1 protein-coding gene is annotated in these 764 nt (G+C 46.1%); it reads left to right on the forward strand.

From position 1 onward, the window contains the following. Positions 1 to 182 precede the first annotated feature (182 nt). Positions 183 to 671 (forward strand): type 4 pilus major pilin, encoded by a 489-nt coding sequence (locus NTH01S_RS11480; protein ID WP_068173790.1) that lies wholly within the window; start codon positions 183 to 185, stop codon positions 669 to 671. The last annotated feature ends 93 nt before the right edge of the window (positions 672 to 764 follow it).

A 764-nucleotide genomic window follows, 5' to 3' on the forward strand; every position in this document is an offset into this window, starting at 1 on the left:
CCCAAAATAGAGCCGCAACCCTCCGCATTCTAGGCTTTCTTTTTATGTGGATTTTGACGGGGGCACTCACACTCGCGACTGATACCTTTATTCCGTTGGACAATTTGTAAGCCAACTAAACAGATTTTGGAGTTTAAGTTTTGGAAAGACTGATTGCATATATAGCGGGAGCGATCATTGCGATGCTCGCTCTTGGCGGGGTCGCGACATACGCTATGCGAGCCTATCATGGATCCAGCACCACTACAGCGACGAGTGAAGCAACAGATATTTATCACTCTGCACGCGGGGTTTTCGGCAATAGTGTTGCTGGGGGTAGCGCCTCGTACACAAACATAAGTAATGCTAACAGCATTAAGGCTGGTATTGTCCCGTCAGTCATGACAACGGGCGATGGTCAAACCATTGTTGGCCCATGGCCTGGCTCATCGGTGAAGATTTTCGGAAACGGAATAACCCTTTGGGAAGAATGGGATGGGGTACCCGCTTCTGCGTGTGCAACATTCGCGCTCTCGCAGTCTGTTAACTATCTAACCATTAACGGAAATGCTCATCCGGTGATGAGCAACGATCCATCACTTGCGGCAAATGTTGCTAGTGATTGCAATATGGTGAACAGCAACAGTACGGCAAAAATACTTTTTAGCTATATTGATATTGGTAGCCAATAATTCATGGGTTCTTTCATTCTCTTTCCAATAATGTGTCTTGTATTATTATCTGGCGCAATTTTGAGCGAGAGAATGATGCTCAAAAGTCAGGAC

It is taken from the genome of Neokomagataea thailandica NBRC 106555, assembly GCF_001598495.1.
Lineage (GTDB): Bacteria > Pseudomonadota > Alphaproteobacteria > Acetobacterales > Acetobacteraceae > Gluconobacter > Gluconobacter thailandicus_A.

Excerpts from the sequence above, each read along its gene's own strand:
- NTH01S_RS11480 (WP_068173790.1), top strand. The coding sequence starts at position 183 with ATGCTCGCTCTTGGCGGGGTCGCGACATACGCTATGCGAGCCTATCAT.